At 68.0% G+C, this 23369-nt stretch carries 23 protein-coding genes and 2 pseudogenes; 9 read left to right on the top strand and 16 right to left on the bottom strand.

Features of this window, described 5'->3' with window-relative positions:
* Positions 1-215: 215 nt before the first annotated feature.
* The 5 genes from ACFYPC_RS33880 to ACFYPC_RS33860 form a co-directional block, all read right to left on the bottom strand.
* Entirely contained in the window at positions 216-1382 is a 1167-nt protein-coding gene (locus ACFYPC_RS33880; RefSeq protein WP_391890835.1) for a hypothetical protein, read from the bottom strand.
* 359 nt (positions 1383-1741) lie between these two features.
* Positions 1742-1930, bottom strand: coding sequence for a hypothetical protein (locus tag ACFYPC_RS33875; protein ID WP_391890833.1), 189 nt, complete (start codon positions 1928-1930; stop codon positions 1742-1744).
* 259 nt (positions 1931-2189) lie between these two features.
* Complete coding sequence (locus ACFYPC_RS33870; RefSeq protein WP_391890830.1) at positions 2190-2555, bottom strand: hypothetical protein; 366 nt, start codon at positions 2553-2555, stop codon at positions 2190-2192.
* Between the two features lie 189 nt (positions 2556-2744).
* Complete coding sequence (locus tag ACFYPC_RS33865) at positions 2745-3776, bottom strand: hypothetical protein (protein ID WP_391890827.1); 1032 nt, start codon at positions 3774-3776, stop codon at positions 2745-2747.
* Between the two features lie 2 nt (positions 3777-3778).
* Positions 3779-3958, bottom strand: coding sequence for a hypothetical protein (locus ACFYPC_RS33860; RefSeq protein ID WP_391890824.1), 180 nt, complete (start codon positions 3956-3958; stop codon positions 3779-3781).
* Positions 3959-4623: 665 nt separating this feature from the next.
* Here ACFYPC_RS33860 and ACFYPC_RS33855 point away from each other — a divergent pair.
* The gene (locus tag ACFYPC_RS33855; protein ID WP_391890821.1) at positions 4624-5349 is read left to right on the top strand and encodes a hypothetical protein; all 726 of its coding nucleotides are present in this window, start codon (positions 4624-4626) and stop codon (positions 5347-5349) included.
* 57 nt (positions 5350-5406) lie between these two features.
* Here the strand turns inward: ACFYPC_RS33855 and ACFYPC_RS33850 are convergent, their stop codons facing one another.
* The 3 genes from ACFYPC_RS33850 to ACFYPC_RS33840 all read right to left on the bottom strand — a co-directional run bounded on the left by ACFYPC_RS33850 (position 5407) and on the right by ACFYPC_RS33840 (position 7365).
* A complete protein-coding gene (locus ACFYPC_RS33850) occupies positions 5407-5610 on the bottom strand; it encodes a hypothetical protein (protein WP_391890818.1) in 204 nt (67 codons plus the stop codon).
* 17 nt (positions 5611-5627) lie between these two features.
* Complete coding sequence (locus ACFYPC_RS33845; protein WP_391890815.1) at positions 5628-6101, bottom strand: hypothetical protein; 474 nt, start codon at positions 6099-6101, stop codon at positions 5628-5630.
* 376 nt (positions 6102-6477) lie between these two features.
* Entirely contained in the window at positions 6478-7365 is an 888-nt protein-coding gene (locus ACFYPC_RS33840; protein ID WP_391890812.1) for a hypothetical protein, read from the bottom strand.
* Between the two features lie 213 nt (positions 7366-7578).
* Here ACFYPC_RS33840 and ACFYPC_RS33835 point away from each other — a divergent pair, with 213 nt between their 5' ends.
* From ACFYPC_RS33835 to ACFYPC_RS33815, 5 genes are all read left to right on the top strand, one after another.
* Positions 7579-7899, top strand: coding sequence for a WhiB family transcriptional regulator (locus tag ACFYPC_RS33835; protein ID WP_391891003.1), 321 nt, complete (start codon positions 7579-7581; stop codon positions 7897-7899).
* Between the two features lie 226 nt (positions 7900-8125).
* Entirely contained in the window at positions 8126-9100 is a 975-nt protein-coding gene (locus ACFYPC_RS33830; RefSeq protein WP_391890809.1) for a hypothetical protein, read from the top strand.
* A gap of 129 nt (positions 9101-9229) precedes the next feature.
* On the top strand, positions 9230-9427 hold the full coding sequence (locus ACFYPC_RS33825) for a hypothetical protein (protein ID WP_391890806.1): 198 nt from the start codon (positions 9230-9232) through the stop codon (positions 9425-9427).
* Between the two features lie 208 nt (positions 9428-9635).
* On the top strand, positions 9636-10196 hold the full coding sequence (locus ACFYPC_RS33820) for a hypothetical protein (RefSeq protein ID WP_391890803.1): 561 nt from the start codon (positions 9636-9638) through the stop codon (positions 10194-10196).
* Positions 10197-10346: 150 nt separating this feature from the next.
* Positions 10347-11276, top strand: a complete 930-nt coding sequence (locus ACFYPC_RS33815; RefSeq protein WP_391890800.1) for a hypothetical protein — start codon at positions 10347-10349, stop codon at positions 11274-11276.
* A gap of 148 nt (positions 11277-11424) precedes the next feature.
* On the opposite strand, the gene ACFYPC_RS33810 is transcribed toward ACFYPC_RS33815, so the two are convergent.
* Positions 11425-12375: a tetratricopeptide repeat protein gene (locus ACFYPC_RS33810; protein ID WP_391890797.1), complete on the bottom strand. Its 951-nt coding sequence runs from the start codon at positions 12373-12375 to the stop codon at positions 11425-11427.
* A 227-nt stretch (positions 12376-12602) separates the two neighbouring features.
* Between ACFYPC_RS33810 and ACFYPC_RS33805 the strand changes: the two genes are divergently transcribed.
* Entirely contained in the window at positions 12603-13157 is a 555-nt protein-coding gene (locus ACFYPC_RS33805) for a hypothetical protein (RefSeq protein WP_391890794.1), read from the top strand.
* 122 nt (positions 13158-13279) lie between these two features.
* Here the strand turns inward: ACFYPC_RS33805 and ACFYPC_RS33800 are convergent, their stop codons facing one another.
* The gene (locus ACFYPC_RS33800) at positions 13280-13516 is read right to left on the bottom strand and encodes a hypothetical protein (RefSeq protein WP_391890791.1); all 237 of its coding nucleotides are present in this window, start codon (positions 13514-13516) and stop codon (positions 13280-13282) included.
* Between the two features lie 87 nt (positions 13517-13603).
* Positions 13604-14905, bottom strand: a complete 1302-nt coding sequence (locus ACFYPC_RS33795; protein WP_391890788.1) for a helix-turn-helix domain-containing protein — start codon at positions 14903-14905, stop codon at positions 13604-13606.
* 1131 nt (positions 14906-16036) lie between these two features.
* On the opposite strand from ACFYPC_RS33795, the gene ACFYPC_RS33790 reads away from it, so the two are divergent.
* Complete coding sequence (locus ACFYPC_RS33790; protein WP_391890785.1) at positions 16037-16639, top strand: hypothetical protein; 603 nt, start codon at positions 16037-16039, stop codon at positions 16637-16639.
* Positions 16640-16687: 48 nt separating this feature from the next.
* Positions 16688-17104 (top strand): hypothetical protein, encoded by a 417-nt coding sequence (locus ACFYPC_RS33785; protein WP_391890782.1) that lies wholly within the window; start codon positions 16688-16690, stop codon positions 17102-17104.
* Between the two features lie 367 nt (positions 17105-17471).
* Here ACFYPC_RS33785 and ACFYPC_RS33780 read toward each other — a convergent pair whose 3' ends face one another.
* The 5 genes and pseudogenes from ACFYPC_RS33780 to ACFYPC_RS33760 all read right to left on the bottom strand — a co-directional run bounded on the left by ACFYPC_RS33780 (position 17472) and on the right by ACFYPC_RS33760 (position 23220).
* Positions 17472-19052: a protein kinase gene (locus tag ACFYPC_RS33780; RefSeq protein WP_391890779.1), complete on the bottom strand. Its 1581-nt coding sequence runs from the start codon at positions 19050-19052 to the stop codon at positions 17472-17474.
* Between the two features lie 358 nt (positions 19053-19410).
* Positions 19411-20877 (bottom strand): annotated as a pseudogene (locus ACFYPC_RS33775) (diguanylate cyclase domain-containing protein); the annotation flags it as partial.
* Positions 20878-21006: 129 nt separating this feature from the next.
* A pseudogene (locus ACFYPC_RS33770) lies at positions 21007-21645 on the bottom strand (caspase domain-containing protein); the annotation flags it as partial.
* 8 nt (positions 21646-21653) lie between these two features.
* The gene (locus ACFYPC_RS33765; RefSeq protein ID WP_391891001.1) at positions 21654-22004 is read right to left on the bottom strand and encodes a hypothetical protein; all 351 of its coding nucleotides are present in this window, start codon (positions 22002-22004) and stop codon (positions 21654-21656) included.
* A 184-nt stretch (positions 22005-22188) separates the two neighbouring features.
* The gene (locus ACFYPC_RS33760; RefSeq protein WP_391890776.1) at positions 22189-23220 is read right to left on the bottom strand and encodes a YaaC family protein; all 1032 of its coding nucleotides are present in this window, start codon (positions 23218-23220) and stop codon (positions 22189-22191) included.
* Positions 23221-23369: the final 149 nt, after the last annotated feature.

Below are 23369 nucleotides of genomic sequence, written 5' to 3'. Positions count from 1 at the left end.
CATTCACACGGGTGCCCCCGCCTCCGCCGGAGCGCAGCAGGCGAATCAGACGGTCTGCTCGAAATCCTCCCGGCAAAGGGATACCGCGCCCTTCGCGGGCTTCAGGACCCGCCGGACGTCGGCCAAGGCAGCACCCTTGATCCCCGACTGGTCGCAGTGCTCCCACGACAGCCGGACGAGGCCGTACGTACGGGCGGCGAAGCCCATGGGGATGTCTACCCGTCGGCGCCGTGTTGGCCCATCAGCCAGGCGTGAGCGGCCTCGACGGAGTTCTCCGAGTGGGCGAATCGGTCGCCGAGCTGGAAGTGCTTGTCAGCGAGCCCCTGCCAGCCGCCGGCATCCTTCGCCGCGGCCTGGAATGCCTCGGTGATGTTGTTCGCTACTTCGACGTAGACGTCGGAGCTGGGGGCCACCCATCCGTCGACGACCGCGCGGACCGTGTCGATCATCGCCTCGTCCAGGCGTCGCGGCTTGTCCGCGAGGTCGACGCCGAGACCCCAGACCAGACTTCGCATCGCCACGGTCTCCCAGTGGTCCTCGCCCCCGGCGTACAGCTGGCCGCTCCGCTTGTGTCCGGAGCGTTCGTATTCCGCTTCGGCGTGCTTCCGGGCCAGGACGTACAGGGCGACGAGGAGCGAGGCCACGGCCTTCGGACCGGCGTCCGTGAAGGCGGCCCGCAGCCGGTCCAGGTCGCGGTCGGAGGCGGGCACGACGGGGCGTACGGGGCCGCGCTCGGCCTCGAGCTTCTCAAGCGATGTCGGCTCGACGCAGCGCTGTTCGGCCCCCGCGCACAGGTAGAGGGCGGGACCGACGGCGAACCATCCGCGGTCGTGAGCATCGACGACACGAAACGGGTAGGGGGCCTCGTCCGCCGTCGGCGCGTCACCGGCTCCATCGCCGCGGTGCAGGTGGTTGTTGCGCAGGCTCGGGTGCCCCTGATCGGTGCGAGCGGTCGGTTCCGGGTCCACGGAGAGGATCTGCTGGGCGGATTCCACCTGCAAGGCCTGGACGGCGACGTGCCGTTCGGTGATGTCCGGGTACCGCTCCACAAGCGCAGCAAGGATCGCGACTGCGGCATCCTGCAGGAATCCGTGCAGGGTCTCGGTGGTCCAGCGGCGCCGCGCGGACACCTGGACGAGCAGCATGTCCGGCCGATGCCCGGCCAGCGGAGCCATACCGGACTCCCGGGTGGGACGGGGCCCGTAGACCTCGGCGCACGCCCGGTACCATCCCGCCGCCGGGTCCGCGAGGTAGTCCACGGCGTCCGCGATCACCTGCGCGGCTTCCAGGCCATCGGGTCCGGACGGCAACATGGTGACCACCATCAACGGTGCGGTGAACAGCTCGGTGCCGTCGCCCAGGCCCAGTGGGTCGTACGCCATGGGGACGCCGACAGGGGGCCCTGTCCACACCGCGACGCGCCCCACGCTCGCGTCGCACCAGATCAGGGAGAGACGGGATGCCGCACGCGATTCCGTGAACCTTGCCCGGACTTCGAGGCTTAGGCGTGGGCCGCGCCCCCTTCGGACTCCGGCGTACGTGCACGCCTCGCGGTCACCCTATCGGCCGGCAGCGGGCGGGACGCCCATACCGGCTGCGACGGCCCGGAGGGCAACTCGGCGGTCCCGGGGCCGGGCGGCGAGCCGACGGAGCGGTGGAGCGACGTGCAGGCCATGCGCGCGACTTGTGGCTGTGTCGCGCCGGATGGCGGGCACAGCCACATACGGCTTCAGGCCGCGTATCAGCGGGTGAGCCACACCGAGACGGCTCCGGCGACCGTCATGAGGGCACCGGCAAGCCGGTAGGGCGGCCGCTGCAGGGTAATGCGCAGTTCGGCGAAGCGCAGTTCGAAGAACGGATCGGGCGGGGGCTGCTGCTGGTCGTGTTCGGACGGATGGAGGTCGTTGGAGCGGATCGGGGTCACGGACATGCGCGGAGTCCTCCTCAGGAGTGGATGGCACAAGGAGAGAGAGGTGAGCGGGCGGGTTGTGACGCGGGTTTCGGCATCGAGTTGAGAAAACGGCGAAGCCCCGCCGTGAGGCGGGGCTTCGGGGAAGCACAGCGACGATATTGCCAGCGGGGACTAGCCATGCAACCCCCGACTGACCTGCGTCTTCTCTTGAATCGGCGGTCAGCACTGGCGTGCCAGGGGCTAGCAGTGCAAGCCCTAGCGGAGGGGAGCGGAGCTCCTAGCTGGCCTCGGCAGTCTCCGGTACCGGCTCGTGGTGGTGCTTGAGTTGAGTGCGTGCCTCTGTTCGCTCCTCCGGCATGATCCCGGACCAGAAACGATGGCAGACGATCACGGTGACAAGTTCGCCTTCCCTCGCCCGCAGCCGGCCGATCCTCTCCTGGTCCTCGGGGTTCCAGCCGGGAGACTCGGGCCAAGAGGCCGGGCGCCACGCATTCTCATGCGTCGTCCACGCGGGCAGCGGTTCAACAGACCAGGGCTGCCTCTTCAGCAGGGTCTGCAGTTCACTTCGTACCGCGTCGAGCTCGGCCTGGGCCTCGATGAGCATCTGGGGGAAGTCGTACGTCGTCTTGTCTTTCAGCGCCACGCCGTAACGGTACTGCCGTTCGAATCCGAGTCCCGCGCGCCGCGCGGGCGGACCAACGGCCACCGCTCCTCGCCATGCACAGGCGGACCGGGGACGACGTCCGACACCTCCCTATCCATGACGTCGCCCGGCGACGGATCGGGAACCGCGCCCAGGCATGGGACCAAGTGCTCCCGGCCGACGGGGCGTTCACGCGGCGGGCTGGGCCAGCAGCGTGTCCATGAGCCCCTGGTAGCGCTCCAGGTCCTCCGCCCATCCGGGGATGACGAGGTAGTAGACGACGTTGATGGCGATCGCGGCCTCGCCGCCCATCCCGAGAACGGGGACGAAGCCTCCAACACGGACCCACTGGTCCCACATCACATCGGCCATCAGCGTCCGAAGGATCTCGGGCTCGTCCGGCGCCCGCTGCATCAGCAGGATCCCCAGGGCCCCGCTCCCCTTGGTGCAGGCGCGTACCGCCGCGCACAGCCGTTGGTCGTCGGCCTCCCGGACGGCGCGGATGAGGCCGCGCAGGCCGCCTGCCATGGGGGACTGGGCGAGCAGGTCGACGCCGGCGAGGGCGGCGTCGCGGTGGGCGATGCGGATCTGCTCGATCATCTCGGTCTGGTCGGGCGAGGCGGCCTCGTACGCCTCCATCAGTTCCTCGAACCCGATGTCGTCCACGCCGCCGACCATCATCCGCGCGCCGGGATCCATCAGTGCCTGGTGGAACATGTTGGCCACCGAGCGGGACGGCGGCAGGTCGAACTCGGCTTCGGCCGCGCCTGCGCGAACGGTCCCGTCGAAGTCTCTCCGGGGGATACGCCGGTCCCTGAGCATCCCGGCTGCCATCTCCTGACGGGCCTCGAATGCCTCGTTGGTGTCTCCCTGGGGGACCTGGCCGATGTCGACGCCCGCCCGACGGAAGGGGCGCTCGAGGGCATCGACCACTGCAGCCCGCAGCCGTGTCGCGGTCTCCGGGGTGTCGTCGATCGCCCAGAAGGTCCACCCGATCCAGCTGATGCTGCGGCCGGGCTTGGAGGCGTCTGCCAGCCACGCGGCGCGGTGCACGGTCTCGGGCCGGAGCTCCCCGGTCTCGGGGGCGGTCCAGTCCGCGGCCCGGGGGAGCCACCGTTGCGTGCGCCAGCGCTCCAACTGGGCCGGACTGATGGTGAATCCGAGTTTTCCGGCTGCGGCAACCAGTGCCAGATCGAGGGCGGAAGGGGGTGTGCGCGTCATGTTCAGCTCCTGCGGTCCTGGTTGCCGGTGACGATGACGGCGTAGACGGCGGCCGCCGTTCCCAGCGCGCTCGCCCACGCCTGGCTCTGCGCGGAAAGGACGGCGGCCGCGGCCACCAGGAGAAGCTCGGGCAGACTGGGGCGGTCGCCTCCCCCTGGCGGCGCGAGCGGGTTGACATTCATGGGCAAGGTTCCTTCCCGAGCGGCGTCCTGCCGGGCGTCCCGGCAGAGCAGGCCCGGGTGTCCGGGAAACCGGAGCCAGCCTGCACGCCTATCTCCCCATACCGCTTCCGGTGATCCGGAGGAAACCTCGCGGGGCACCCACTCACCGCAGAGGGCAGCTTCTCCTGCCTCGTCCTTCCTTCCGTCCCGGCGCTCCTCCACACGTCCTCACACCAGCCCCGCCAGCCACGAATTCGCCGTCCAACGCCGTCCAACGCCGCCTTTCGTTCCTGATGCGCTTACCCCCGAGGCGGCCGTCGGTGCGCCCTCGGGTGTCAGGGCCACCCAGTACGCTAGAGCCCGCAATACACGGCATGCCGCGAACTGCCGTTTCCGCTGCCGCCAGGACCCGGTCCCAGACTGCGAGAAATTCGATGTAGGCCTCTTGGCGTTGACCCCGGAGCCACTGTTTGTGTTCGACGGTGGCCTGGTGCCTCGTGGTGGCACGGCCTACGACGATGCCGATGAAGGCGGCTGCGCCAGCGATCAGTGCGGCGATGATCGTTGCCCATCCATCTGTCATGGGGGGCTGATGCCGCACGCTGAGGCCGGCCCGGGTGCCGCCGTGAAGGGGGTGAACGTGAGCTGTTCCTCGGCGCACGGTGGTGGGCAGCATCTACGGTGGCATGGTGACCGTCGTGGCTCCCCAAATTGCCCAGCTGCCTGTTGATCCCTCGCTGATCAGCCTTGCCTACCAGCATGAACATCCTGTCCAGGCGTACGAGTTCGAGGACACCCTGGAGGTGTGGACGGTGACCGCGCGGATCGACGCGGACGTCCTGGCAGAGGAGCTCGCCGCCGGCGACGCGGATGAGGAGTCGTTGGACGCGGTCGAGGATGTTGTCGTGGGCCGGATGTCGTTCGTGCGGGTGCGGATGTTCGGTCCCGACCATCCCTTCGAGGCGATGGACGCTCACACCGGGGACGTCGCCGGCATCGGCGAGGTGGTCCTGGACGTCGCGTCTGGCGAGTGGGAGCCGGCCTTCGAGGCCGCGCTCGCGCACCCGGTCGGTGATCTGTTGGTGATGGACCGGGTCGTGCTGGAGCCCGCTTGGCGCGGCTTGAGCCTGGGCCCGGTTCTGGCGGGGGCTGCGATCCGCCGTCTGTCGCAGAACTGCGTCGCGGTGGTGTGCGAGCCCGGTTCGGCCGACGGCCGCGAGCTGACCGCAGATCAACACCGCGAGGCGGCCGTCAAGCTGGGCGGCGTGTGGGAGCGGATCGGTTTTGAGCTTTTCCAGGACGGCGTGTACGTCCTGGACTGCCATCTGCAGCGGACGGAGGACCTCCTGGCCGAGCGCCAGGGGGAGTTCAGCGCTTTGTGTCGGGCGTGGCAGGACCGTCACCGGCCGTAGACGGTGCAGCGCCGGCGAGCCGTGCGGGTTCGGGAGACCGGTGGATCCTCGATTGGGTCACGCCTGTGGTTCGGGCCGCTCGCCGGGTTTGACGGACACGATCTCGATCCTGGTTGCTCCGGCTTCTTCAAGTTCCGTCTTACGTCGCTCGGCACTCCGCTTGTCGTAGGCGACGGTGGAGGCCCGGGGCGAACCGGAGGCGTCGGTCCAGGTGACTCCGAAGTTCTGCATGTTGATCGTCATGCCGACATCATCGGACATGCCCCGACCTCTCGGTATCAGGGGGCCGGGTAGGGGCGCGGGTGACCGCGCCGGACGTAGTTGTCCGCCGATGCGACGACGAACCTCAGAGCTCCCTGGCGTCCGTGGGCTTCCAGAAGCATCACGGCCATGCAGACTGTGAGCGCGTGGATCCGGGCGGTCGTCGGGAAGTCCCCCAGCCCGCTGGAGGCCAGTCCCGTGCCCGCAGCGACACCTTTGCGCACCGCGGTCGTCATCATGAACTCGCAGTCCACCGGTGCCAGGGCGGCAACCGTGTCCAGGAGCGGCACGGACATCGATGGCTCACCCAGGTCGTCGAACAGCCAGTCGTGGTCCCGGGCTTGCCACGCGAGCGTGTGCGCCAGCTGGTCACTGCCCAGGCCTTCCAGTCCGGCCCTGACTCGGGTTCGGTCCTCGGTGAGGTAGGCCCACATCAGGTCCGTGGCCCGCCACATCCCCTCCGTCAACGCCGCCTGCTCATCCGCCGCCATGACCCTTCTTCTAGCGGACTCGTACGGATCGCGGCAGCAGATTCCACCAGGTTCAGCACAACGAGGCACAGCACACTTCGCTCCGTCGGCAGAACCTCCCCGAGCACCTGCGAATCCTGCGAATGCCCTGCCGTGCCCAGCCCCCGTAGAACAAGGCGTTGCACATCGTGTGCGCCGTGGCTACATCCAAGGAGGCGCGGTGATCTGTGCGTTGGTCCTGCCGAGCTGCCCTCTGCCGGGCTCTGCCTGGTGGAAGGCGGGGAAGCGGTGCAGGAGCCGCCCCAGTCTGTCCATCTGCCGACGATCCGGTGCCCATGACCGCGGCGCTGCATGCCGGGCAAGGCTTGGGGTCGGGACCAGGGCATGAGGGCATGAGTCAGTGCGTGTGCTCGCTCACACCACTGGACGCGGCATCCCCGTAGTCAGGCTCTGCGTCAGCCATCCGGGCGTCATTGCAGTACGTCTGCTTCTGCGCGAAGAACGAGGCCATCAGCATCACGGCGATCAGGCAGTGCCCTCGGCTGAGGTGCTCAAGAGAGGGACGGTGCGCGACGAAGTGACGGGACAGATTGGCCGGCGCCGGGTCGCCTTGGGCGGGCCAGTAGGGCGTGTAGAGGGACTTCAGGGGAAGGAAGACCGCTTGCGGGTGCCATGGGTTGCCCCAGGCAGGCGCTAGCGGCTGCTGGAAATGGGCCTTCCGCGATAGGCCCTTGTAGCTGGAGCGCTCCGTGCGCCACGTCCGGATGTCACTGTCCAGGCGCTTTGTCGTGATGGCGGGCTTCTCCTCCGCCATCGCCTCCTTCACGTACTTGCTCATTGCGTCAAGTCCGTCAGGGCGGCGGGGCACGTTCGTAACCTCGTAGAAGGTCTCCTCTGAGCCGAGGAGAGCCAGACAGGCAGCGGCCTCCCGGTGACCGGCCTTGAACGCCGCTATCACTCTCCTCGCCAGAGCGACGTCCTCGGACATCCACTCGTCCACGCACCCGGCGATCTGTTCCTCGCACGCGGAGACGACAGCGTTCTCGAACTGGTTGAGGACGTCGAGCCTGGCCTCATGCCCAGGGACGGTGAGCAACGCCGCCAGCACGTCCGCGGGCGGCACCCATGCGATGGGGATTCCGTCGTCCCGGGCGATCGCCAGCAAGCTCTCGACGGGCGCGCTCTCCAGCCCCTGCCAGTTGGGGAATGCCGCTGCGCCTGTGGCGCCGAGTAGCTGCCCGGCCCCGTCCGAGGACTCCGGCGTCTGTTCATCCGTACGCGTCATGCCGCGCATTCTGCCCAATGGCCGGCAACGGCTGTGCCTGGACGGGAAAGTGACACCTTGTCGTGGAGCCGTCAAGTCCGCCGTCACCCGTACGGATTGCCGCGCCTTGGCGGTGTGCCGAGCTCGAGGCGTTTGTCGTACGGTCTCCCAGCCGTCGCGTTCTCTGGTTGGAGGTGGCGGTCCGGATCGGGGAGAGGACGGCATCGGGTGATCGTGGGTGATGGGGAGTCGTGGGGGGCGCGGGCGATATGCCGTACGGCAGACCCCGAGGAACTGTTTGTCGAAGGTGCCGCGCAGACCAGGGCGAAGGCTGTGTGTACCGGTTGTCCGGTCCTCACGGAGTGCCTTGCCTACGCTCTCGACCACCGTATCGAGAACGGTGTCTGGGGCGGTATGACGTCCAGAGAGCGGCGGGGGTTGCTGCGGCGGCGGCCCACGGTGACGTCATGGCGGCGGCTGCTCGAGGCGGCCCGCACCGACTATGTCCAGCGGTCACGTCCCCGTGGGGACGAGGGAGTGGCTGCGGCCGGCTGAGTCCGCCACCACCCTTCGTCGGCGTCGGTGCAGTCGAGCGGTGCCGGTGTCCGGGTGGTCAGTCGATCGGAGCTGGGGGGCCGAAGTTTCCCTTCCACCGCCACGGAGCCGCGTGCTCCGGCGTGGCAGGGGCTGAGCCAGGGCCCACTCTGGCGTGCCTCTCACCGGGACGGGCACAATGCGGAACATGGCGAAGAAGGGGCAAAGACTCATGCGGGATGCGGAGATGTTGCTCGAGTCTTGCGACGCATCGATCGTGATCGATCCCGATCTTCCCGACCACGTGCGCAAGTTCCTGGACGAGACCCCGCCCTCGACTTTGAAGATTTATGGCGATCCCGCGCTGCCGACGGCGTCTGCCCTGGGGGATGTGGGGGGCTACCTCGTCCGTTTCGGCGCTCCGCTGGGTGCGGCGACGGGTCTGTGGTGGGTGCTCGACAGGGGTGCGGACCTCACGGCTTCGGCCGAATACGCCACGAACACTGGTGCCCTGCACTACCTGATCAGTCACGCCGCCGAATCGCTGGGCAATATCATGCCGTTGGCCGCTTGCGTGGCGGCCATCTACATCATCTTCATGACCATGGTCGCCAGGAACGGAACCCGGATGTGGCGGGAGGTCCGGGCGACTCGGGAGCGGTACGTGCTGCCCTCTCAGCTCACCGGCGACGCCTCCGTCCTCCTCCGGCGAGCGTGGACCGCTGCGCGTCAAGTCCTGGGCTCCGAGGTTCACGCCCGCGATCTGATCGACCGGCAGCACGCGCAGATCCAACTTCCCGCGCAGGTCTGGGACGTTGCCCGCTCCCTGGCCGCGTACAGCCGGTTCGTCGACGAGACACCCACCACTTACGGCGAAGAAGCAGCGGTGCTCCTCAAGGCCCGGAACAGCGCGCTGAGCACCGGGCTCGGCGCCGTCGAGCGCCAGGTCGAGGCGCTCGAAGGGTACGCGGCACAGACTGCTGAGGCCGACGCCCGCCTCCACGAGCTGCAGCAGGTCGAGCAACTCGAGGCGTCCAGTGGCAAGTTGCTCGACTTCCTCGCCTCCACCGCACGCGCCGACGTCGCCGTCGACGGTCTGAGCCAGATGTCCGACGCAGCGGCCGTGGTAGCTGACCGCCTCACGACAGCGTTGATCGCGGCGAGGGAAGCTGCAGCGCAGGCCCTGCCCGCCGCCCCGTCCGGCTCCGGCCAGCCCTCCTGAGAATCATCTTGGAACCCCGGCAGCAGGCGCGGCCGGTGCCCTTCAGAGCCTGCTTCTGAACCCTGGCCGGGCGGCAATGTCAGTGCCCTGCGCTAGCTTCTGCGCACCTCAGCCGAGAAGGAGTTTGCCGTGGAATGGGCCCGGTTCGTCATCTTCACCGCGGTCGTGCTGTACGTCTTCCTCGCGCTCTTCCGGTTCGCGAAAGACCCTGCGACCTCCCTCGGTGACGCCTTCATACCGCGGTGGCTGCAACGCATCCAGAATCGACGGATCATGGACAGGCAGAGGGACGAGTACCTCCGCGCCCGTGAGGGCCGCGACCGCTAACCACGATCAGCGAGCCGTTCGCGAAAGCGTCACTGACACGTCTTCGCGAACGGCTCGCTGGTTTCCTGCGGCCGCGGCAGGGCCTCCCACCTGCATGAATCAGGTTCAGACGTAGGCTCTCAAGGTTTAGTGATGGGTTCCGAGAGGTGATTCGACGGAACAACTGGCCTGGACCCGTGGTGGGGCGGTTAGCCCCTAATCTGCTTCTGTGAGGAACACCAAAGCTTTCAAGGATGCGGTCGCGCTGACGCTGACCGAACTCGCCCGTCTCGGGGTGACGGTGCGGCCCGGGGCCGTCGCGGACATCATCGAAGCCAACACGCGCGAGGTCGCCGCCCGGCTGCGTATCCAGGAACGGTCTGCCTGGCGGTACTTCGACGCGGCGGCGCTGGCTGATTCGATCGCCCGGCAGCACAAGGAGTTCGAAGCCTCCAGCGACAGCGCCGGCGTAGGCGTGGCACCCATGCCGCCGGTCGACAATCCCGAGCTGGCTCTGGTGCTGGCCGGCGTCCCGGACTCCCTCGCGCAGACCGGCGGGGACCTCTACGCAGTGATCATCAACGTTGCCGTGAACGCGTGGATGGCCGGCCACATCCACGGTGAGGACGGTTGCGAAGGCTGCGAGGGCAGTCGAGGCCCGTCCGGCCACGACTGGAACGACCGCATGAAACAGATCACCGCACTGTCCCCGGACATCACCACGTGGTTCGACCGGGACCGGTGGACCGCTGCTCTGCACGACAGCGGCTTCAGCATCGAGCGTCGCTGATCCGAGGTTCGGTGACCTCACCTGCGAGGCCCGGCCTTTGGTGGCGGGCGCGCTTTCGGACCATCGGATCGTTGCGCCGGCGCCGCCACTGGTTGGCGCCTACGTGGTTCCGGCGGTCTGGCGGTGCGCCTGGTCGGGGATGATCCGGGGATGGACGATGACCGTTCCACCGGTACACGGCGGGAGCCGGACGACCTCGACGCACTGTCGGCGCCGCGCCGGCTAAGCGTGGACGAGCACATGCTCAGCGTGCTGGCTCCCTCGGGGCATCCCTCGACGTGCCGACTGCAGTTGTTCACCTCGGCCGGGGCGCGGCCGGTCGCCGTGGTCACCCAGGTGATGGGCGAGGGCATGGGGCTGACGAACGCCGCGGAGGCGTTCGCCGGCGCGGTGTGGGAGCGGTACTGCCCGGACGAGGAACTGCCGCCCGTGTGGGTGCAGCGACACCTGGATTCCGGCGGGACGGCTCTGTCGACGGGCTTCCAGCGGGTGAGGTTCGCCAAGGCGCGGCCCTACCGGCCGCAGCAGCCGCGCTGGTCGACGATCACTGCGGAGCAACTGGAGGCACTGGTCGGCGCACGGGTCGACGAGGACCGCGGCGCCGGCTACGTTCCGCGTCCCGAAGAGCCTGAACCGCAGCTGGTGTTCGAGGCGTTCGCGGTGGTCCGCCTCGCCCGGCCACGCCCGTTCAGGGAGTCGCAATGCATGCGGGCCGGCGTGACGTGGAGGCAACGCTGGGCACGCCAGGTCCTGCCCCGACGAGGAACCCGGGAGTGCTGCTGGTATCACGGCGGAGACTGGCACGCGGTCAGTGCAATGGCGCTGGACGTGCTGAAGCGGGCCCGCGCGCAGTCAGTCGCCCCGGAGGAGATGGGGGAGTACGCCGTTGCCCATGCAGCCGCAGCCGCGGCCGGGGTGAGCAGGTGGCAGATCGAGGCGTTGGCCTCGCTGTTCAGCGTGGCCAACGCGATCCAGCCCGCCCGCGGGCCGGGCTACGTCAACGGCCAGCATCGGGCGCAGGCGTTGTTGGATGCGGGGGTGCGCCGCAGCGTCGTCCTGCGGATGGTCTGGGCGCCGTAGCCGCCTTCTCCGGCCGACCGCGCGATGCACGCCGGCCGTCGGCCGCCTTGTTCTGCCGGGCGTTCGTTGAGACTGGAAGAGTGAGCCGCAAACGGTGCACGTCCGCGTCCGCACTCCCGGGCCGACTCGGACGGCTGCCTCGCAGGGTCTATTCACCGGTGTGCTGATGCCACGGGACGCCTGCTCTCACCTGCTTGATCAAGTACCGGATGCCTTGGTTGTCGTCGGGATTGGTCCAGAGGCTGTTGCCGAAGACCGCCGCGGCCTTCTCTGGCTCGCCCAACTGCCACCACGTCAGGCCAAGGCCGTGCAGCGCCCGGTGGAAGGGGCGGTTGTTCAGTTCGCTCCAAGCCAGAACACCGGAGAACGCCGGCGGCAGTGACAGCTCTGCGACGGCGACGGCCGTCTGGTAGAAGCCCAGGGCCTCGGACAAGGCGGAGTCGTCTGTCTCGGCACGTGTGAACGCGTCGCTGCCCAGGTGCGCCCAGCAGTCGATCTGCCGCGGGTCCTCGCGCACGGCTGCGCGCAGTGCCTCACGGTAGGCCGCGTCGTTCCCTGTGCCCTCCCGCAGATCAAGTGCGCGGTCGACAGGCAGTGCCCCTTCGCCGACGTACGGGTCGGGCATCTGGTAGAACGGCCGCGGTCCGGCCTCGCGCACCGCACGCCACCAGGTCCAGGACGGCGTGCCCCCACGATCGGCGACAGCGGAGGGACGAGCGCCCCACCCACGCTCTGACCGCGGATCGTAGTCCTCGCCGTCGAAGTCCTGCCTCGCCGGAGTTACTCCGGCCGCGTGGATACGGTCGAGGATGCGGCGGGTGTCGCAGCGCTCGTAGCGGCCGGTGATCTCGGACAGATACACGTAGCGCCGTCCGTGGCCGTCCTCATCGTCGTGCAGAGGCGGTGGCAGCACGCGGCGCAGCCCGTCGAGCAGGCCGGACAGCACTTCCTCGGCCCGGGTTCCCGACAATGGCCAGGACGTCCCGAATGTACGCGGCGCGAGATGGACGGGAACCCAGAGCGAGTCCGCCGGCAGACCGCTGCGCTCGGCGAGCAGGGTGCGTAGCTCTTCCTCGCTCACCGAAGTAGTGGTCGGCACGTTGATCTCCTCGCTCGCCCACGGTGCCCCCAAGGCACGCAACGTGCAGGAAGTTTATCGACTCTTCGGCAGCCCGCATGTCCCCCTGAAGGGTGACAGTCCGTATGCCCCAGCGTGCCGTCTCGGCGGCCTACTGATGGCGGCCGCCACCGTACCGACACCCGGCGCTCGCCCGCAGATCGCCGAGTTCACCGGACACTGCCGCCCGCTTCCGCCACGATGACTCCGTGGATCAACTGAGCCTCGCACTCCTGAGCGGTTTCGGTGGAGCAGCTGTCAGTGGCGCCGCGGCGGTCGTGGTGCCTCTCATCACCGGCCGGCACGCCCGGCTCCAGGAGCAACGCGCCCGTAACGTCGACGAGTTCGACCGGAGGGACCTGCGCGTCGCTACCCGCGACCTTCTGCTCTTCCTCGACGACGCCCGGCAAGCGGTGCGCGACGGCCGTCCGGTCGGCCTCGGTGAGCTGCCGGACGCGATGAAGAAGGTGAGGACGGCCGCGGACCGGTGCGAGGTGTACGGGCTGAGCTTCGTCCATTCCCCGAGTTCGCGCGACTACAGCAGGGGTACGCCGGAGACACTGGGTTTGTACGCCTACATGCAGAGCGTCCAGGAGGTAGGGCGTCTGGTGGATGAGGCCGCACAATCCAGCGGGACTCCGAACGGGCAGTTGCTGTCGCGGCTCAACGGTACGTTCAGTCGTGCGGAACAGGCGCGACGCCAGGTCCTCGGCGTTCTGATGGACCGCATGGCGGAGCTGCGGGCGGGGATGGGACACGCCTGAATGAGGCAGCGGACACCGTCACTGTCGTCACGCCGACAGACCGTGCATCACATCGGGCGATCCGGAGGTGGGCTGGATGCCACGGCCTCGTCCAGTACCCGGTCACGCAGTTGCGCTGCGAGTCAGCCGGCTGCGTTGGCCAGGGCTACAACGACTTCTTCCGGTTCGCCGGAATCGACGGCTGCTTCGGTGTCCTCCAACAGCTTGAAGACATCGCTGGCAAGTTCCTGGCGTAGGGCGGACTCCTGCGGGTCACCTCCAGCCAACTGTTCAGGAGGGAGGGATACGGCCAGCCCCTGCAACTGATGGTGCAGAAGGACCAGTTGGTTCATTGCTGGATCAAGGCGTTCGTACGGCACGCCTCTCGCAACGATAGATCGCCTCCGGAGACACCTGATCACCGAAACGTGAAACAGCACTGACCGCCATCCCCGCAGGCCGACGCCTCAGCCTGGGATGTCGATCCCGAATTGGTGAAGCAGTCCTTCGGCGAGCTCACGGGCTGCCGCGGTGAGCGTCGCATCGTCGGCGAAGGGCGTCAACTCGCCGTGGGCGGGCTGCATGATGGACGGCTGCCGCGCCCATTCGGCGATGTCGGGACGTCCGTAGTCCAGGACCACGGGGGTGAAGCGTGCGTCGGTGTCGTGGGTCTGCAGGACGGCCTGCAGGTCCATCGAGGAGTCCGCGTGCAGGGCCTGGCGGTTCTCGTGGGCGAGCGCGATGGTCTCGAAGACCGCGCTGATGAGGTGCCAGGAGGCGACGGGCAGTTCCACTGCCGTTGTCGTACGGTCCGCGGGAAGAGCATCGTGGGAGAGGTCGACAGCAGCAACGACGGTGCCGTCCTGGTGCAGTTCCATCAGCACGCCGCGCCGGCGGGTGGCGCGCGCCGGGACGAGCAGGTTGGTGTCCACCCAGCGCCGCAGCCCCCTGCGGGGGTCATTGCTGAGGAGATGGGGGAAAAGCTGCGGCCCCAGCAGCCGCGGCATCTGAAAAGCGCCATCGATCAGTTTCCTGGCCCGCGTTGCTCCCTGTTCGATGACCCATCGTGCTTCCTCCCGTGTCAGCGCAGGCACCATACGCGGGATGGGTCTGGCCGGGCGGGCGGCGACGATCAGCCAGGCGGTAGGGCGGTGCTCCGATTCGCCGAGAACGAGATCCGCCGCGTACCGGACGTGCCGTTCCAGGGCCGCTTCCGCCGCGTCCTGGCGGGTGAAGCGTTCCCTGTAAGCGCCGGCGACCTGGTGCTCTGCCATGTAGGCGGTGTCGTCCCGGTGCCGGAAGGGCGCGTTGAACGTCGATTTGTCCTTGTCCTTCTGCTGCCATCCGTAGAGGAAATGCGGTGCGGTCTCGCTGGCGGGAATGTCGACGACCAGGACGTCCTTGCCGCTGCCGTCGGTCGCGGGCAGCTGGAGGTAGCTGACGCCGCTCACGGCGGGCTGGAGGTGGACACGCAGCCACTGGCCGAGTTGCTTGTCATCGACGCTAGACAGGTCGATTCCGACCATATCGATGGTGTCGCTGATGCCGTAGACGAGCAGTCCCCCACGGGTGTTGGCCATCGCGGCGACGTCCTTGGCGAACTCGTTCCACTCGCCCTTGACCGGCGAGGTGGCTGGGAGGGTCTCCTTCCAGTCCAGGTCGTCGCTCTCGCGGAGCTTGCGCCGCACGGCGTCGGCGACCATCTCGTAGGTCACCGGTCCTGGAGAAGAGCCGAGGAACTCGTGCAGCCGTGTCCATGAACGTGCCATCCGGGCAGCCTAGATGGCGAAGACGCAGCCATGCTGCCGAGTTTCCGTGCCACGACTGGACGTCAAGCAGAGTGAGACGGAGCAGCGGCCGACGGCTTCCGTGTCCTTGTTCCCGGCGCCCCGCTCCACCTGCGCCTAGGCCGGCTCCGCTACTCAGCGGGGCCGTCGATGCGGCACCTGGTGCGCCCGCTCGCCGGGCGGGTGTCGTACGGGCACGGCGTCATCGAGGGTTTGCTTGGTGGCAGGTGACACGGGGCCTGCGATTGTCGACGTCGACTAAGCGCGTGAGGTGAGGCATAGGCGGCTGCGGAGGCTCGGGGTCTGCAATCAACGTCGTTCTTGTCCTCGTAGGCGGTGCCAAGGCCGTTGCTCCGGCAAGGTGCAGGAGACGGCCTAGAACAACAGATGGCGTGGCTGGGATGGGTAAGTGGTGCAGGTGGCCTCCGTGCCTGAGTGCCTGTGTGATCCGACGTCGGGGCTCGCTTTCGGTGGTACAGGTCCACGATGGGTTGTTCGAGCAGGCTGCGGGTAGTTATGGGTGCCTTGCCGACTGCGGTGTCGACGGCCCCGACTAGAGAAACGGACTGCGCGGTGGGTGTTCTTTAATAAGAAGCGGCCGCGCTGATATGCCTCTGACCTGCGCCTTTAGATGGATCATGGTGTCCTGTAGAGCACGTTTGCGGCCCTGAAATGTCAACGTGGCGAGCACGTTTGGCCTGGAAACTCAAGCAACAGTTGATTCATGGTGGCCCAGGTTGCGCCGGGGAACACCGCAGGTCAGGGCGGTGGAGCGAGACGCGGAAAGGGGCCACCTCGGCGGGCTGTCGAGCGGGCAGTGTGCCGTCATTGGGACACAGGAAATCAAGTACCGCTTGATTGGTGTGGCCGGGCGGCGCTGAATCTCTACGCCTCGTTGATTTCTTGAGGTGTCACGCAGAAGGAAGCACTCCTGGTGGGCTCGTCGGCGCGCCGCTGCATCAAAAGACAAGCCCTGGTTGATTTTTGGGCTAGTCTCTGGAGCGCCTGAGTAACAAGGGAGGTCCTGTGACATCTGATCCACCAACACCCCGGAGCCCACGACCCCGAGTTGTCCCCAGCGGAGCATCTGAGGACCTCGGCTTCGACGACCTCTTGCAGGTCCTGGGCGAGCAGCTCGGCCAGACCAGCCCGAGCGCTGACCCACGCGACCGCCGCAAGTTGAAGAACGTCACCTTCGAGTACGAGCCCGACCACCGGGCCGTGCACGACATGGCGGGCGACGCCGGCTACAGCCTGGCCAGTAACTGGTTCACGCAGCTTTTGGCCCAGCTCGCCGTCGCCAACTCCATCACCAAGTCCCAGCTGTGCGTGTTCCTGTACGTTGCCGGCGGACAGGAACGCGGCACCGGAATCACCCAGTACACCCAGCAAGAGATCACCGACGGACTCAACAAGCTTGCCGACAAAAAGGGCGGCAAGCGGATCACCCGCTCCACCGTGAACCGCGCAGTCCGCGCCCTGGTCGGCTACAAGTGGGTCGAGCAGGCCGGCAACGGCGTGATCCAGCTGAACGTGAAACTCTGGTTCCACGGGAACAGCACCGCCCAACACGCCGTCCTCGAACAGATCGCCTCCCAGCACGACAGCGATCCGGAGGCCTTCCCCAACGCCATCGGACCCGACGTGCACCAAGAGGAGTTGGACCTCGGCTTCACCCAGCAGCCCAACTACAACAGAGGGAAACGCACCGGGTGATACCCGTCCACCGACCAGCCCGCTGCACACCACGAGGAAGGGATACCGATGGCTGAAGTGCTGTCTCCGGTCGTCTCAGAGCGCATCTGGGCGCTCCCGATCTCCGGATCCTCGGTGAAGTTTTACAACTACCTTCTCTACCGATCCGACTTCGGCGGCCACCTGCCCATAAGGCAGAAGGACATGGCCCAGGAGTACCGCGTCACCCCCCAGGCCGTCAGCAACCTCATCGCGCCGCTGTGCGACCTCAACATCGTGCTGCGCCCGAAGAACGAGGACGGCGGCAAGGGCAACTCCTACCGGCTGCACCCCCTCGCGGCCAAGTACGAGAGCCCCGAGGCCATGGAGGCCGCGTTCCGGCAGGCCATTGTGAACATCAAGGCCGGAGAGCTGCCCAACCTCAAACTGCCCTCCTACGCCTCAGTGCCCCCCGCGGAAGGACGCCCCAACCTGCAGGTGGCCTGACAGCACAAATACAGGGGCCCCGCCGACGAATCGGCGGGGCCCCTGTGCCTGAGTAAGAGGTACTGCCTGCACTATACCCATGCTCCACGGCTGCCATCCCGCCGAGTTACGCCTTCCAGGTCACATCGCCCGGCCCGCAGCCGTTCGAGGCCCGGACTCCTACCCTGCGGAGGCAGGCTGGTCGGGCTGCAGCCAGCCCGTGGCATCGGCGTTCCAAGCACGATGAGCTGGGCTTCTGCATACTCGTGACCCTGCTCCTCGAGGTGGACCTTCTGTCCACTCAGGATCCGCGGCTCGGTGCGCACTCCCGGTAGACGTGGCCCGGGATCAGCATCCGTGATCGGTGCCAGAGACCGGCACCGGACGGTCATTGGGCGGTGAATCCGGTGCAGGTGATGAAACGCTGTGAGCCGTCGCCAGCCGACCAGAGCACCGTATAGGTGCCTGGTGGGTAATGAGCGGTGGCTCCTGGGAAGTCTCCGGGCCAGACCACGGTGGCGGGAGTGTCGGAGCGCACGGTTGTTCGTGCCAGCCGTGAGGTGCCGTCGGGCATGTAGATGCGGGCCAGGACGCCCATCTCGGCTTGTACAGGGTCGAGGTTGCCGTACTTGTTGCGCAGACTGAGTTCCACTGCGTCTCCCGCCCGGACGTCACCTGCGGAGAAGTACTGCCAAGCGCCGTCGACCTCTGCTTGTTTTCGGGGGGTGCAGTCCAGCTGGTCCGGCAGATAAGTGAACGGCGGGGCCGCTGGCGGCGATGGCGTGCGGGTTTTCGCGGACATGGTCGCGGCCGTGGGGGAGGGCGTGGACGGTGCGGTGCTGGACTCCCCGCTGGGGGTCGGCTCCCCTGTGGCCGGCAGGCCGACGGTCTTCGACTGGCTGCTCGGCGCGGACGAAGCGGTCTGATCCGGCCGGGCCCCGGAGTTGACCGATGCGGCGATGGCTCCACCGGCGACGCCCGCGACGACAGCGGCCGCTAGAACGGCGAGTGTCAGCTTGCTCCGGCGGCGCGGTGGGGCGGTGATGGGCCAGGGGGCGTCGTCCTCGTACGGGAGTTCCCAGTGGGCGCTCACCAGATCGGAGTTGAGTGTCGGCTGCTCCTGATCGCGTGGGGTAGCGGCTGTGGCCTGTGAGGCGAGCAGCGCGGTGCAGGTGCGGTTGAGTTCGGCGGCGGTCGGCCGGTCGCCGGGCTCTTTGGCCAGCGCCTGCTCGACCAGGGATAGAAGGTCCTCGGGCACGCCCTGCAGGTCTGGTTCGGCGGAGATGATGCGGAAGGCGACGGCATCGGGGGCGCCGGTGCCGAAGGGGAGGCGCCCGCTTCCGGCGTAGGCAATGAGTGCGCCCCAGGCGAATACGTCGCCTGCGGGGCCCACTTCACCTGTGCGGTAATGCTCGGGACTGATCCATCCGGGGGTGCCGGTCATCACACCCGTGCGGGTCACCGAGGTGCCATCCAGGGCATGGGCGATGCCGAAGTCGAGCACCCTGGGGCCGGCCGGGGCGAGAACGACGTTCTGCGGTTTCACGTCCCGGTGTACGATGCCCGCCTGGTGTACAGCGGCGAGCGCGGCCGCGGTTCCGGCGGCCAACGCGTACAGCTGCACCCCGTGCATGGCGCCGCTGGCGGCCAGGTGCTGGTCGAGCGTGGGTCCGGGCACAAAAGGAGTGGCCAGCCACGGAGACGGGCTGTCGGTGTCGGCATCGTGCACCGGCACCAGACAGGGACCCGTCACCTGTCTGGAAAGTCGCACCTCCCGACGGAAACGTGCCCGGAATTCGTCGTCGGCTGCCTGGGCGGGATGGACGACTTTGACTGCCATCCGCACCCCAGAGGCATCGAGCGCGGCATACACGGTGCCCATGCCGCCCGTCCCGAGCCGCCCGACGACGCGGTATGGGCCTATGTGATCAGGATCGCCAGGGCGGACCGGCTGGATACGACTGGACACAAAGGCTCCTCGAGCGTGATCAGCCCGCACATCGGCCGGGCGGGTGCTGCATGCTATCGAGCGATTCCGCCCGTGACGTCCCGCCGAACTGTCCACCCCTACGCCGACTATCCGAGGCTCAACTCCGCGAGCTGGGCCCGATGTTCCCGGGCGGGCTTGGCCCGCTTGGTCCCGTATGCGGACTTGGGCGAGTCGACCTGCTCGATCGCCCCGTCGCCCGGCGTCGGTCGATCCTCTCGGCGCTGACCGCTGAACGGCCTTGATGATGTCCCGGTGCCCAGGGCTGTGCCTGTCCGGGGTGTTCGGGAGCGGGCGCGTCTAGCTCTTAAGTCAGGACGTCCCGGGTTGCCTCGGCAGGTCATCCCGCGGGCCGATGTTGTCTGGGACGTGACCGTTTCTCGACATACATCTGTTCGTCGGCGGACTTCAGTACTTCGTCTGCGGTCGGGCCGCAGTGTGCCCATCCGATGCCGAAGCTGGCGCCGACCCGCAAGGCCTGGCCGTCGACCGTGATGGGCGGGATGATCGCGTTCCGTAGCCGTAGGGCGAGGTCCTGCGCCTCGGCGCGGGTGAGTCCGTCGGTGACGATGGCGAATTCGTTGCCGCCGATCCGGGCGATGACCGCGCCCCCGTCCGGGACCGCACCGGTGAGCCGGCGGGCGACCTCGATGAGCGTCATGTCGCCGGTGTGGTGCCCGAAGCGGTCGTTGATCGACTTGAAGCCGTCGAGGTCGCAGACGAGGACAGCCAGGCCCTTGGCACCGTGATCTGCGGTGTTCTCGGGTGACGTGAGGTGCATGTGGGAGGTGGTGCCGCCCGTGTCCCAGCCCGCACCAGCGGGGCTGTGCGGGTCGTCGCACAGGCGGGAGCTGAGGCGGAGGCGTAGTTCGGTGGCGTTGGGCAGGCCGGTGAGTGCGTCGTGGCTGACTTGATGCAGCAACTGGAGTTCGCGGCGCTTGCGTTCCTCTATGTCCTCGACGTGGGTGAGGAGGAACCGGGGGCCGTCGGCGGCGTCGGCGACGACGGAGTTGCGCAGGGACACCCAGACGTAGGTGTTGTCGCGGCGGCACAGTCTGAGTTCGGCGCGGCCGCCCTCCGCCGAGGTCCGCAGGAGGGTGCTGATGTCCTCGGGGTGGACGAGGTCGGAGAAGGAGTAGCGGCGTATCGCGGAGGCGGGGCGGCCGAGCAGGCGGCAGAGTGCGTCGTTGGTGCGGAGGATCCGCCCGTGCTGGTCGCCGCCCATCTCGACGATGGCCATGCCGGAGGGGGCGTTCTCGAAGGCCTGCCGGAAACTCTCCTCGCTGGCCCGCAGCGCCTGCTGCTCCCGCTCGAGGCGGACAAGTGCGCGCTGCATGTTGGCGCGCAGCCGGGAGTTGCTGAAGGCTAGGCCTGCGTGGAATGCGTAGGACTGCAGGGCCTCGCGCTGTTCCTGGTTGGGCCGCCGTCCGTTGCGCGGTCTGTCCACGGAGAGGACGGCGATGAGTTCGCTGCTGTGGCCGGAGGCGCCGGGGGTGTACATGGGGGCGAAGAGGCGGTCGGCGGGGTGCCACTCGTCCTCGAAGCGGCGCGCCCTCCTGCTGGAGTGCGGCAGGAAGCGCAGGTCGCCCCAGGCCTCGCTCCTGTTCAGCAGGCGGTCCCAGGAAGCGCGGGAGTCGATCTGCCCCGTGGCCCAGTCCTCGTCGGCAGTGGTGCCTGCCAGCGCGGCGGCCACGAGATCACCGTCTGGGCGCACGAGGTGCACGCTGGCCAGCTCGTAGCCCAGACCGCTCACCGCACCCTCGGCGACGGTCTGGATTGTGTCGGCCAGACTGGTCGCGAGGTGCAGGCCGTGAATCGACCCTTCCACGTTGTAGGCCTGATCCGGCAGGTAGGCAGGGTTCTTGGCGAACGGCGTGCGCCCGATCTGATTGCGGCCCAGACACTGCGGATCCGGGCGGCCCTGACGCCTGAGGATGGACTGCACCCCCATGAAGACGGTGTCCAGATCGAGGAGTTGTGGGGCGTCGGCTATGCCGTCGCTGAGCACGCCCACCAGGGCTCCGGTGAATGCGGTGTATGCCTCGCCTGGCGGAGCCAGGGCGAAGGCGTTCTCCGCGGCGGCCGCGAGGACGTATGTCCCTTCGGCCTCGGCCAGCTCCACCATGCTCGAAGGAGACGCCTGCAGTCCCATGGCGCGGGCGCTGAAGCAGCAGTCCAGGATGACGATGCACCGCTGGGCGCTGCTGGCTGCTAGTCCCATGCGCACCCAGTCGTAGGGAAATGCCGTCGAGTGGACGGAGCGCTCGTTGCTGTCGGGCAGCGCCAGGTGCAGGCGGCCCTTGCGGTCGAGCAGTCCGTGTCCGGCGTAGTACAGGAGCAGTGTGTCCGAGGCCGCCTCCGCGGTGCGGAAGATCGCCTCATCCATCTCGCGTACCGAGGCTGGATTGAGGAGTTGGGTGCAGTGCGAGGCACCGAGCTCCCACACGTCGTCGGCGAAGAGGTCGACGAGGGTGGACAGATTCCGCTCCACCGCCGGCAGGTCCTCCAGGCTCTCGAAGCTGTCCACGCCGATGAACAGGGCGCGAGATCTTGTGGGCGTGGGAAGCCTGCTCACAGCCGCCCCTACTGCTGTTCGCCGAGGAGCTGTTCCAGCAGGCGCTGCGCTTCATGAGGCGATGCCCCGGCGATCGTCACCTTGCTGCCGTCCGCCCGTTCGACGGTGACGGTGGGCTGTTGTGGCCGGGTGGTCCGCCAGGTAGCGATCGAGACGCCCAGGGAGGCGGCGCTGATTCCGTTGGCCAGGACCAGCGACACCAGGTCGAGGATCGCCACTCCCTGCCGGCCAGGGGCGGGCGGTGACGACGAGACCAACTCGATGCGCCCGGCACGGCGAACGCTGCGGTCCAGAAGCAACCAGTCGTGCAAGGACCGGGCCTCATCCTCTGACGAGCCCCCAGCGACCCGAAGCAACACCTGCACGCCCCCACCTCCACGCCCGATTGACACCCAAGCAGCCAGCTTAGAGACGGCATGCGACGTGATCTGACCCTTCGTGAGATCCGCGTTCGACGCCGGGCCCTCAAATGAATTCCCAATACCGGTCGTCGAGTCCGGCAGAGTGCGGCGCTGGCAGGGCCGCGTGGTGTCCTGGCAGTGTCTACGGCCAGGTGGCGACTTCCTTGATGGTGTCGGCGATCAGGACGGGCAGGTGTTCCATGGCCCGCTCCAGGATCTTCTCGATCGGCACTGCGTGCCGACTGCCGTCCACGTTGATGTGGTTCGCCCACTGGGCGGGCTGGTAGCGGGCGAGCATCGACAGCGCGTACAGCACTGCCCACCACGCCATCAGTGGGTGGAGTTCTCGCGGCAGGTCGGCAACAGCAGGGAAGAAGTAGCAGTGCGAGGCGTAGTTGCGGGTCATCGTGTCCAGGCGTTCCAGGCGCTGCTCTTCCGTACCGGTCTCGGAGGGCATCTGCCAGTGCATGGACAGCCAGCCGGCGTCCGGGTTGTGACGGCGGTAGTTCGGGCCCTCTTCGGCTCCCACTCGGCGGCGGGCGAAGTCCTCGTACCCGGTGGTGCCGGGGTAGCTCTTCAGGAATTCGTCCAGTGCTGCCCGGCCGCCGTCGTCCACGACACGGTCCGGGATATCGCCCACGTCAACCGTGAGCAGCGGGTGGAAGTCAGTGTCGTCGATTGAGGTCGTGGCCGCGTACAGAGGTGTGAGCCGCGCCCGGCCGCTCAGCGGGTATTGGAGGTTGGCGGGGAGGGTGTCCCAGATTTCCTCCAGCCGCACCACCGTGTCGTTGCCCCAGAGCGGCGACTGGAGTAGCTGGCTGAGTCGTACGAAGCTGCCGGCAGTGCCCGCAGGGTCCGTGCGGATCTCGATGTCGGCGAAGTCCCTGTGGTAGCCGGAGGCATGGATGCCGTGTGAGATCAGGTTCCAGTCCTCGCCCTTGAGATCGACGGCCGCGGCCGCGATCGCGCGGCCGGCCTGACTCAGGCCGTAGAACACCAACAGAGGCCGGGTCTGCGGACCCACGACCTCAGCCGCCCGGAACATCTGCTGCGCCTGCTCCAGCGCTGTGGAGTACGTCTTTGCCCGCGCACCGCTGCTCGCCCTACCCGGCCGATCGGAGCGACTGGCCCGCAGTCTCTCCCACGCTTCAAGGGGATCTATCTGCACATACATGGCGGGAAGCTATCGAAAACCGATTGCGAGCGCATGGGTCGCGGTGGGGGGGGGTGGTGCCTGGTAGTGCCCCCCCCCCGGGGGGGGGGGGGGGGGGTTAGCCCAAAAACGGGGGGGTTGGGGGGGTTGCGCGGGCCGGCGGGTTCGTG

The sequence above is a fragment of the Streptomyces sp. NPDC005808 genome, assembly GCF_042871385.1.
Lineage (GTDB): Bacteria > Actinomycetota > Actinomycetes > Streptomycetales > Streptomycetaceae > Streptomyces.
Note: the sequence above shows the minus strand (reverse complement) of the source record. Positions and strands in the feature narration are given on the sequence as shown.

Excerpts from the sequence above, each read along its gene's own strand:
- ACFYPC_RS33880 (WP_391890835.1), bottom strand. The coding sequence starts at position 1,382 with ATGGCGTACGACCCACTGGGCCTGGGCGACGGCACCGAGCTGTTCACC.
- ACFYPC_RS33875 (WP_391890833.1), bottom strand. The coding sequence starts at position 1,930 with ATGTCCGTGACCCCGATCCGCTCCAACGACCTCCATCCGTCCGAACAC.
- ACFYPC_RS33865 (WP_391890827.1), bottom strand. The coding sequence starts at position 3,776 with ATGACGCGCACACCCCCTTCCGCCCTCGATCTGGCACTGGTTGCCGCA.
- ACFYPC_RS33860 (WP_391890824.1), bottom strand. The coding sequence starts at position 3,958 with ATGAATGTCAACCCGCTCGCGCCGCCAGGGGGAGGCGACCGCCCCAGT.
- ACFYPC_RS33855 (WP_391890821.1), top strand. The coding sequence starts at position 4,624 with ATGGTGACCGTCGTGGCTCCCCAAATTGCCCAGCTGCCTGTTGATCCC.
- ACFYPC_RS33850 (WP_391890818.1), bottom strand. The coding sequence starts at position 5,610 with ATGTCCGATGATGTCGGCATGACGATCAACATGCAGAACTTCGGAGTC.
- ACFYPC_RS33845 (WP_391890815.1), bottom strand. The coding sequence starts at position 6,101 with ATGGCGGCGGATGAGCAGGCGGCGTTGACGGAGGGGATGTGGCGGGCC.
- ACFYPC_RS33840 (WP_391890812.1), bottom strand. The coding sequence starts at position 7,365 with ATGACGCGTACGGATGAACAGACGCCGGAGTCCTCGGACGGGGCCGGG.
- ACFYPC_RS33830 (WP_391890809.1), top strand. The coding sequence starts at position 8,126 with ATGTTGCTCGAGTCTTGCGACGCATCGATCGTGATCGATCCCGATCTT.
- ACFYPC_RS33815 (WP_391890800.1), top strand. The coding sequence starts at position 10,347 with ATGGACGATGACCGTTCCACCGGTACACGGCGGGAGCCGGACGACCTC.
- ACFYPC_RS33795 (WP_391890788.1), bottom strand. The coding sequence starts at position 14,905 with ATGGCACGTTCATGGACACGGCTGCACGAGTTCCTCGGCTCTTCTCCA.
- ACFYPC_RS33785 (WP_391890782.1), top strand. The coding sequence starts at position 16,688 with ATGGCTGAAGTGCTGTCTCCGGTCGTCTCAGAGCGCATCTGGGCGCTC.
- ACFYPC_RS33760 (WP_391890776.1), bottom strand. The coding sequence starts at position 23,220 with ATGTATGTGCAGATAGATCCCCTTGAAGCGTGGGAGAGACTGCGGGCC.